The sequence below is a fragment of the Lactiplantibacillus herbarum genome (genome assembly GCF_001039045.1).
Lineage (GTDB): Bacteria > Bacillota > Bacilli > Lactobacillales > Lactobacillaceae > Lactiplantibacillus > Lactiplantibacillus herbarum.
In genome coordinates, this window is sequence record NZ_LFEE01000013.1 from 1 (window position 1) to 10,402 (window position 10,402).

The window sequence follows — 10,402 nt, forward strand, 5'->3', positions numbered from 1 at the left end:
ACTCCATCAACAGCCGTTGACAAAGAGCCAAAAAAAGCGAGTCTAGGAAAAAATCCTAGACTCGTTTGTGTTTAAAGATAAGGTGGATCTAAATGTGTCAAGTATCGTCCAGGCAGATAGCCTTGATCTTGGAGTCGATACCAGACGACGCCGTTATCGTCAGCCAATCGTTCGATTAAGTTAACGGTGGTGCCGTGATCGACCGTTCCTAGATAGCGGCCGTATGGTTCACTGTAAGTGTGCACGTGTTTACCGGGGACAAAGCTAACGATACCGGTTTGTTGAACCGCACGCTGATTCTGTACGTGGTAGCCAGCGGGGAGTTTGAGTAACAAGTTGTCACCAGTCGTCAATTGAAGATGACTTTCTGGAATCCACTGATCACCACCAATTTCATACCAAATAGTATGATCCGTTAGGCGAACGCGCATGTATGTTTTATACGTACTGCCGGGTTGTAGCCTAGTAGGATATTGGGTTGTCGTAGCTCCCGGGTATGGGAAGACCTTAGTTAGCGTATGAATCTGAATAAAGCCGGTACTGAGATCCGTCTGCTGCCAATTTTGATTACGATAGAAGAAGAGGACGGTTTTGGAAATAGTCGTATACTCACCAGTCACGTCACCGACCGATCTGAGTAGTTTAAATCCAGCAACAGTCGGGGCGGTCACTTCGTATGCTGTTCTGAGTTGACCCCGGTACATAGTGGGGCGACCAATTAGTTCGCGACGATCAATATCGTAGGCGTACATCCAGACTGGTTGTCCCGCCTGGCGCTCATAAGTTAAGGTGATGCTAGCCTGAGCTGTAGTGAACCAGCGCGTTAGCCCATCAATATGAACTAAGTGGAAACCATCAATTGTGACATCAGGTAGGTGAATCTCGTCACCAATCGTCCCAGCAATCATATCAGGTGTTTGTAGTTCGTTGCCGGCGTTGTCCAAGTGATGGACTAAGATTAAAGCCTCGGTGTGGTTAACTGTTGGGGTGGCTGAAGTCGCCGTAATGGATTTGGGAGATTGAGGGCTACTTTCTGGTTGATTAAGTCCTCGTAACATGCCCCGTAAGCGGTCGAGAAATGACATACGCGCACTCCTTTCATTAATAAATTAATTATTTCTAGTATAACGCATTCATAGCCCTTCTGACATGACTTAAGCAAATTGTAAAAATACGATGGGAGGAGTCGTGTATACTAAGATTTGATAAGGGGACGATCGAATGAACTTGAAACAATTACAATACTTTCTGGCGGTGGCAGAAGAGGGGCAGATGACCGCTGCGGCTAAACGGTTGCACGTTGCTCAGCCACCATTGAGTTATCAGATTAAGCAATTAGAGTTGGAATTGGGCGTGACGTTATTCACGCGGTTACCACAGGGGGTGGCGGTGACACCAGCTGGTCAGCTACTGGTCGGGTACGCGCAACAGTTGACCCAATTATCAGCAACTGCTGAAAATAAAGTGCGGGCGTTAGCTCACGGGATTACGGGAACGCTAAATTTAGGGACGGTTTCGTCATCAGCGGGAGTAATTCCTAACCCGATACTGGTCAAATGGCTACATACGCACGGTGACGTGCAGTTAGCGATTACTGAGGGAAATACTTATGAACTATTGGATGACTTGCATAAGCGTTTATTGGACGTAGCCGTGTTGCGGACACCGTTCAATGCTCAGCACCTAGTCTGTCGCTATTTCACTGCGGAACGAATGGTAGCGGTATTGCCGAAAAAATATCAGCAATTCGAGCACCGGCGGCAACTTCAATTAAGTGATTTGGCAGGCTTACCCTTGATCAAGTACCGCCGTTTTAATGAGCTGTTTCACGTAGCGTTCTTAGAGGACGGCATTACGCCCAACTATATGGTGACTTGTGATGATGCCCGGACAGCAATGCACTGGGCTAATCTACAGGTCGGGGTGGCCCTAGTTCCACGTTCGTTAGCAGAAACCTATGATAGTGGTGAAGTCTTGGTTCGTTCGTTAGCTGATCCACGGTTTGAAACGCAGTTGGCACTGGTCACGACACCTGAGTCCTTAGCAACACCGTTAGTAGCCGGTTTTGTTGAGCAGTTCAAGCAAGCGCGATTGTTAGACTAGTTTAATGAATTTGCTATCTAAAAATTTAATGGCTTTTGATTGGCTTATACTGAAATGACGGTATTGGTGGCGCTTACTGTGAATTGCAGCCGATCGATAATCTTGACTGATACAAAGAGTAAATACCCGCTGTGACTGGGATTGATTGGCTAACCATTTAATAATTAGATACATGGTTAATTAAATGTTACACTTACAGTTGAAATTTAAAGGGTGAGGGTGAAACAACTTGATTTATTCATTGTTATTGATGCTTGGAGTTGGTGTATTAGCTGGGATCTTTGGCGCCATCTTAGGAATTGGTGGTGGCTTGATTGTCACGCCCGTACTAACGTTGGGATTAGGGTTAGATATTAAGTATGCGATTGGGGCTAGTATTATTGCAGTCATCGCAACTAGTTCGGGTTCAACGATTGCTTACTTACGGGATGAGATGTTGAATTTACGGGTAGCGATGTTTTTGGAAATTGCTACGACCGTGGGTGCGATTCTTGGGGCTGTTTTGACTGGAATCGTGGATGCAACTGTCTTATACTTCCTATTTGGCGCGTTACTCGTCTTTACGACTTACAATATGATTCGTAAGTTGATGAGTAAGAGTGATGAATTGCAAGAGGTTAAGGCTGATAAAATGGCTGAGCAGTTGAATTTGAACGGCACTTACTATGATAAAGCACTTAAAAAGCAAGTCGATTACCAAGTCGAAAATGTTCCCGGTGGTTTTACAATGATGTTTGGCGCTGGTTTTGCGAGTGGTCTGTTAGGTATCGGGAGTGGGGCCTTTAAAGTGCTCGCCATGGATACGATTATGCACATGCCATTGAAACCATCATCCGCCACTTCTAACTTGATGATGGGTGTTACAGCGGCAGCCAGTGCGATGGTCTACTTCTTTAATGGGTCAATTAAACCCGGCATTGCGGCACCACTTGCCGTTGGGATTATTGTTGGGGCTTTAATCGGTTCACGTATCATGCAACGACTAAAACCACGCTTTATTCGGATGATTTTTGTCCCCGTAATGCTTTACTTGGGTATTCAGATGATTGCTAAAGGATTCGGGGTGACCATCTAATGGACAAACAGAAATCAACTAAACAAGAAGAGATGCACCAAGTTGAGATGATGATCGGCTATATTCTTCGAATCGGTGTGATGGTGTCCGCAATCGTTTTGGTGATTGGGATGGTACTGATGCTGATCGAAGGTAACGGTGGTTATCCAAATGGTGTTGAGCCACATAGCTTTGCAACCATTTGGGCCGGCGTGATTAGCTTAAAGCCTTACGCAGTGATTATGTTAGGGTTATTTTTATTGATCCTAACGCCGACATTACGAGTGGCTGTATCAATTTACGCATTTGCAGTTGAGAAGGATCGATTATACGTTTGGATCACAACGATCGTATTAGTGATTTTAATCATTGCGTCAATTATTGGTTATTTAGGTAATTAAAACGATTTAAAATTAAGAGAATGCTGATAAAAATCAGCATTCTCTTTTTGTTTGGAAATTTTTAGCTGTTTTAACTAAGCCTGAAATGGGCTTTTTTGGTCTTTTTGATGATGAAATCAATTATTTATTAAGAATTTTTTTCGATTGTGGTTAATGAATTTAAAAACGGTTTGTTTCGAACGAAAATACTGTAATATCAATGATTATAAGCGCTGATGTTGGCAGGCTTAAATAGTATTAAATGAGCAAAAAACGATAATTATGATGAAATGATGATAAAAATTAGAGTTTATGATTGATTTTAATTTATTTATAATATACAATTACTTTAACTTTTCGAGGGAAAAGCACACACATATACGATAAAAAGTTAGGGGTTGGGTTTTTATGAATTTTAAAACAGTTGCGAAAGTTACCGTTGTTGCTGGTGCGTCCGTACTGTTCTTAGCCGCTTGTGGTTCTAATAAGAGCACTTCAAGTTCAGCTAAGAATACAGCTAATTGGACGGAATCAGCCGAACTACCAACGATGGACATTTCTAAGTCAACCGATGTGGTTAGTTCTAATGCACTGAATAACACCAATGAAGGGTTATACCGTTTAGGAAAAAATGGTAAAGTCACACCCGGAATTGCGAAGTCTACCACCGTTTCTAAAGATGGTAAGACATATACCTTTACGCTGCGGAAGAATGCTAAGTGGAGTAATGGGGATAAAGTTACCGCCAAAGATTTCGTTTATGGTTGGCAACGGACAGTTAATCCAAAGACTGCGTCACAATACGCATACTTATATTCAGGCATCAAGAACGCTGACGATATCGCCAACGGTAAGAAACCCGTCTCTAGCTTAGGGATCAAGGCGGACGGCGATTACAAGTTGACCGTTACCTTGGACAAGCCAATCGCTTACTTTGATAAGCTAATGGGCTTCATCAACTTCTTCCCACAGAACGAAAAAGTGGTTAAGAAGTACGGTTCTAAGTATGGGACGACCAGTGCCGCAATGGTTTACAACGGCCCTTACAAGATGACTGGCTGGACGGGGACTAACCTCTCATGGACTTTGAAGAAGAACAACGATTACTGGGACAAGAAGAACGTCAAGATGTCTGCAATCAACTACCAAGTTGTCAAGGATGCTTCGACTGGGTTGAACTTGTTTAACTCTAACAAGATTGACTTCACGACACTTTCAAACGAACAAGTTAAGAACTACAAGAATGACAAGAACTACTTGGTTCGTAAGACGGCCTCAACCTTCTACGTTGAACTTAACCGTAATGATAGCGATAAAACGTTAGCAAAAGCCTTCAAGAACCAAAAGATTCGTGAAGCTTTATCATTAGCTATCAACCGGAAATCATACGTTAACAACACGTTAGGTAATGGTTCAACCGTTTCTAAGGGTTACGTTTCTGAAGACTTAGCTAAGAATCCAACAACTGGTAAGGACTTCACTAGTGATGCCTACGTTGCCAGTGCAGTTGAATACGATCAAGCTAAGGCTAAGAAGTTGTTCAAGGAAGGTATGAAAGAAATCGGCGAAACTAAGCTGAATATCAAACTACTTTCTGATGATACTGATGGTGCCAAGAAGAGTACTGAATACATTCAGGGTGCATGGGAAAAACTTCCAGGCTTAACGGTTACCAACCAAAACGTACCATTTAAGACACGCTTATCTCGTTCACAAGCTGGTAACTTTGATACTGTTATCTCTGCTTGGAACGCTGACTTTACTGATCCAATCTCATTCTTGTCACTCTTCACTTCAGACAACTCATACAACAACGGTAAGTACAACAGCGCTGCGTATGACTCAGCTGTGAAGAAGGCAGAAGGTGCCGATGCCAATAACGAAACTGCACGTTGGGCCGACATGGTCGCTGCTGAAAAGCAATTGATGAATGATCAGGGTGTCATCCCAATCTATCAACAAGCTACTGCAACGTTGACTCGTAACAATGTGAAGGGCATCATCTACAATACTGCTGGTTCTAACTACAACTTGAAGTACATGTCCGTTAAATAATGATGTAATTTCACAGTAAAAAGTGTGTGTGCTTTAACTGAACGAATGTGAAACAAAGGGGTGAGGATTGACACATTGTTAATCCTTACCATTTTGTTTTATAATGATGGATGTCATTGTTTTTTAAGTTTATTTTAATAGAATGCGAGGAATTCTCATGAGAAAATATCTTTTAAAGCGGATATTTTACTTGTTCCTGACATTATTCATTGTGGCGACGGTTACGTTCTTCTTAATGAAATTAATGCCCGGAACACCGCTTCAAAATGAAGCTAAGTTGACACCCAGTGAAAAAGCGGCAATCTTAGCCCAATACGGATTGGATAAACCCGTTTGGTTACAATACTTTATCTATATCGGTGGCATCTTCAAGGGGAGTTTGGGATTGTCATTCCAATTCTCTGATCAAGCCGTTAGTTACATCATCGGTAGCCGGATGGGACCATCAATGCAATTAGGTGGTCAAGCATTGATCGTTGGGATCATCTTCGGGATTATCCTAGGTGCCATCGGTGCAATCAGAAAAGATACTTGGGCTGACCGTTTGGCAACCGTCTTATCCATTTTAGGGATTGCGGTACCGAGTTTCGTGTTAGCCATCCTGTTACAGTACTATCTCGGTTTGAAGACCGGGTGGTTCCCAGTCGCTGGTTGGTCAGGATTTGCCTACACGATCTTACCAACCCTCGCATTGGCAGCTAGTCCGCTAGCTGAAACGGCCCGGTTTATTCGGACCGACATGGTTGACGTGTTGAGTTCGGATTACATCGAATTAGCTAAGGCTAAGGGCTTATCCAAATTTGGTATCGTCTATCACCATGCGCTTCGGAACAGTTTGATTCCAATGGTGACATTGATCGGACCATTAGCCGCTGCGTTAATGACTGGTTCAATGGTCGTTGAAAATATCTTCTCTGTTCCTGGGATTGGGGAACAATTCGTTAAGTCGATCTTAGTGAATGATTATCCAACCATCATGGGTGTGACGATCTTCTACTCAGCACTCCTTTGCTTACTATTATTATTGACTGATATCGTCTACGGAATTATCGATCCGCGGATTCGTTTAAGTGGAAATGGGGACTAGTTAATGGCAGAAAATCCAAGTAACATTGAAATTAAGCCCGGCGACTTCGAGCCGTTAGATAAACAAGCGGGTCCTGATAACGAACGAATCGCTGCGCCATCTTTAACCTTCAGTCAAGACGTATGGCGTCGGTTGAAGTCTAACAAAACTGCTTTTGTTAGTTTTATCGTGATTGTCTTTATGTTCTTAGTAGCCTTTGGTGGTCAGGCAGTTTATCACGTTGACCCAAACGCTCAGGCACCCAAGTATGCCAACTTACCACCTAAGCTTCCAGGTGTTAACATCCACGGGCTGAATGGTCATTTGACGCAATCTGGTCAAGATGTGGATGCCTATGCTCAAGCAGGTGCTAAGTCTGACATTCATTACATTTTAGGAACCGACTACCTTGGCCGTGATCTATTAGCTCGGATCATGTACGGGACACGGATCTCACTTTTAATTGCGTTGATTGCGACCTTGATTGACTTGACCGTTGGGGTTGGGTTCGGGATTCTCTCCGGTTGGAAAGGGGGACGAGTCGATTTATTCATGCAACGTGTGATTGAAATTCTCTCGTCCATCCCGCAATTAGTGGTCATGGTGTTGATGGCAACAGCGTTCACCAAAACTGGGATGGCTTCGATTATTGCTGCCATCGCGATTACCGGTTGGACAACGATGGCACGTTTAACACGTGCCCAAACGTTACAATTGAAGAACCAAGACTTTATTTTGGCAGCACGGACGCTGGGCGAATCGGCACCTAAGATCGCTTGGAAGCACCTTTTGCCAAACTTATCGAGTGTTATCATTATTCAAACGATGTTCACGATTCCCAGCGCGATCTTCTTCGAAGCGTTCCTTAGTTATATCGGGATTGGGATCAGTTCACCACAAGCTTCATTGGGGACGTTGATCTCTGATGGGCAGAAGAACTTCCAATTCTTACCATACCAGATGTGGTACCCAGCGATTGTGCTCATCATCTTGATGCTAGCCTTTAACTTACTGGGTGATGGGATGCGCGATGCGTTTGATCCCAAATCGAAACGTTAGGAGACGGCAAACTTATGGAACAAACTGAAAATGTGATTGAAGTCCGTAATTTGGAAATCAATTTCCATACCTATGCAGGGGAAGTTAAAGCCATCCGTGACGTTAGCTTCGATCTGCGTAAGGGGGAAACTTTAGCAATCGTTGGTGAATCAGGTTCGGGTAAATCCGTAACCACTCGTTCACTAATGGGACTCTTGGCACCCAATGCTGAGATCAAACGTGGGAGTATCATGTTCCACGGTGAAGATATCATTAAAAAGTCTGAAAAAGACATGCAACATATTCGTGGCAAGGATATTGCCATGATCTTCCAAGATCCAATGACCTCACTTGATCCAACCATGCGGATTGGGATGCAGATTGCAGAACCATTGATGAAGCACAAGGGCTTAAAGAAAAAAGAAGCCATTGCGCAAGCGTTAGAAATGTTGAAATTAGTTGGGATCACGAATCCAGAAGGTCGGATCAATGATTATCCATACCAATTCTCTGGTGGGATGCGCCAACGGATCGTTATTGCGATCGCATTAGTCTGCTACCCAGAAGTCTTGATCGCTGATGAACCAACTACTGCGTTGGATGTGACGATTCAGGCTCAGATTTTGGACCTGATGAAGGATTTACAGAACCGGATCGATACTTCGATTATTTTCATCACCCATGATTTGGGTGTGGTTGCCGGTATGGCTGACCGTGTTGCGGTTATGTACGCGGGTAAAATTGTTGAATATGGTACGGTTGATGAAATCTTCTTCAACCCGCAACATCCTTATACGTGGGGCTTGTTGAACTCGATGCCAACTTTGGACACTGAAAGTGGCTCGTTGTCAGCAATTCCAGGGACACCACCTGATCTACTTGAACCTCCAGTAGGGGACGCTTTTGCGGCTCGTAGTGACTACGCGATGAAGATTGATACGGAACAAGAACCACCATTCTTCAAGGTTTCAGATACGCATTATGCGGCCACTTGGTTACTGCATCCAGACGCACCTAAAGTAACGCCACCGGATGAAATTGTTCGGCGACAAACGAAATTTGCGGCGATGCAGAAACCTGAAGCTCCCATTCAAAATCCTAGTACAAAGGAGTAATTAGTCATGCCTGATGAACGTAAAAAGATATTAGAAGTCCATCATTTAAAGCAGTATTTTAATGTTGGTAGAAAAGATGAAGTCCGGGCTGTTGATGACGTCTCTTTTGATATTTACGAGGGAGAAACGTTTGGCCTTGTAGGTGAGTCTGGTTCTGGTAAGACGACGACTGGCCGCTCAATTATCCATTTGTATGAACCAACGGATGGTCAGATCATCTTTAACGGTAAGGACGTTTCTAAGTTGCATACCAAAAAAGAGATGCACGAATTCCGACGTGAAATTCAAATGATCTTCCAGGATCCATACGCTTCATTGAATCCACGGATGAAGGTTAAGGATATTGTTGCGGAAGGTATTGATATCCATGGTCTTGCTAAGGACGACGCTGATCGGACTAAGCAGGTTGAAGATCTGTTAGATACCGTTGGACTGAATAAGGATCATTCGAGTCGTTATCCGCATGAGTTTTCTGGTGGACAACGTCAACGTATCGGGATTGCCCGGGCGTTAGCCGTTGAACCCAAGTTTATTATTGCCGATGAACCCATCTCCGCACTGGATGTTTCGATTCAAGCCCAAGTCGTTAACTTGATGAAGGAATTACAAGTTAAACAGAACTTGACGTATCTCTTCATTGCGCATGATCTGTCGATGGTGAAGTATATCAGTGATCGGATTGGCGTCATGCATTACGGGAAGATTCTTGAGATTGGACCAGCTGATGAAGTATACAATTCACCGTTGCACGCTTATACGGAGAGTTTGATCTCAGCGGTACCGGTACCTGATCCTGAATTCGAACGTAATCGCAAGCAGATGCCGTATGATGATTCGTCTGAAATGGACGGTAAGAAGCGACGGATGGTTGAAATCGCGCCAGGACACTTTGTCCGGGCGAGTGAAGACGAAGTTGCGATGTACACTCAACGAGCAGTTGACGCTGGGTTAGTGACAAGTTTTTCAGAATAGTGAATTAAATGTAACGGGCGTTGAGTGCAAACTTGGCGTCCGTTTTGTTGTCTAAATGACTGTAAGAAAAGGGAATTTTATCAGTAGCAGGTTGGCTTAATGATGCAGGTTACAATGTAAGGTTCGGGTAAGTAACCAAAGATAAAGTTAACCTTAATCCTCTGAAAATTTCAATGGTATGGCTAGTTAATGATGTTTAATGATGCTGATTATAAATGAATTTATCGTGGATTTTAACATTTATATACTAATTGGTATGCCTGGACGTTGGCAACGATTTGTTGTAGAAATGTAATATAAAATTATGAATTCACAAGACTATTGAAGGGGTGGGGGTCTGGAGATTTAAAATAGGATCTATTGTAGAATAAAATGATTACCAGCGTTCGTAGTTGTTTGTGTAACTCTTATGGTTGTGCAATAATAATACTGTTAATGAAGCTTATTAATGAATATAATTATTCATCTTAATAAATGATTCGCACTTTTTTTAAAATAATATTGCGAATGAACAACTGATATTGTTAAAGTTAGTAAGGTTAACTTGATCACGTATTATTGATCAATTAGCCTAAAAGACTGAATTAACCGTAATCAATTCGCACTATTATTTTAAAAA

The 10,402-nt window shown here is 43.0% G+C and carries 9 protein-coding genes; 8 read left to right on the forward strand and 1 reads right to left on the reverse strand.

From position 1 onward, the window contains the following. Positions 1-71: 71 nt before the first annotated feature. Entirely contained in the window at positions 72-1,085 is a 1,014-nt protein-coding gene (locus tag ACG95_RS04270; RefSeq protein WP_047999320.1) for a MucBP domain-containing protein, read from the reverse strand. A gap of 136 nt (positions 1,086-1,221) precedes the next feature. Between ACG95_RS04270 and ACG95_RS04275 the strand changes: the two genes are divergently transcribed. The 8 genes from ACG95_RS04275 (at position 1,222) to ACG95_RS04310 (ending at position 9,783) form a co-directional block, all read left to right on the forward strand. Further along, entirely contained in the window at positions 1,222-2,103 is an 882-nt protein-coding gene (locus tag ACG95_RS04275; RefSeq protein ID WP_047999321.1) for a LysR family transcriptional regulator, read from the forward strand. Between the two features lie 229 nt (positions 2,104-2,332). Then, the gene (locus ACG95_RS04280; RefSeq protein WP_152668283.1) at positions 2,333-3,178 is read left to right on the forward strand and encodes a sulfite exporter TauE/SafE family protein; all 846 of its coding nucleotides are present in this window, start codon (positions 2,333-2,335) and stop codon (positions 3,176-3,178) included. Beyond that, entirely contained in the window at positions 3,178-3,558 is a 381-nt protein-coding gene (locus ACG95_RS04285) for a DUF1634 domain-containing protein (RefSeq protein WP_047999322.1), read from the forward strand. Before ACG95_RS04280 ends, ACG95_RS04285 begins: the two co-directional genes overlap by 1 nt. 387 nt (positions 3,559-3,945) lie before the next feature. Continuing rightward, positions 3,946-5,592 (forward strand): peptide ABC transporter substrate-binding protein, encoded by a 1,647-nt coding sequence (locus ACG95_RS04290; RefSeq protein WP_047999323.1) that lies wholly within the window; start codon positions 3,946-3,948, stop codon positions 5,590-5,592. A gap of 157 nt (positions 5,593-5,749) precedes the next feature. Next, the gene (opp3b, locus tag ACG95_RS04295; RefSeq protein ID WP_047999324.1) at positions 5,750-6,679 is read left to right on the forward strand and encodes an oligopeptide ABC transporter permease; all 930 of its coding nucleotides are present in this window, start codon (positions 5,750-5,752) and stop codon (positions 6,677-6,679) included. Between the two features lie 3 nt (positions 6,680-6,682). Further along, positions 6,683-7,717, forward strand: a complete 1,035-nt coding sequence (locus ACG95_RS04300; RefSeq protein WP_047999325.1) for an ABC transporter permease — start codon at positions 6,683-6,685, stop codon at positions 7,715-7,717. Between the two features lie 14 nt (positions 7,718-7,731). Next, entirely contained in the window at positions 7,732-8,811 is a 1,080-nt protein-coding gene (locus tag ACG95_RS04305; RefSeq protein WP_047999326.1) for an ABC transporter ATP-binding protein, read from the forward strand. A 6-nt stretch (positions 8,812-8,817) separates the two neighbouring features. Continuing rightward, on the forward strand, positions 8,818-9,783 hold the full coding sequence (locus tag ACG95_RS04310; protein WP_047999327.1) for an ABC transporter ATP-binding protein: 966 nt from the start codon (positions 8,818-8,820) through the stop codon (positions 9,781-9,783). Positions 9,784-10,402: the final 619 nt, after the last annotated feature.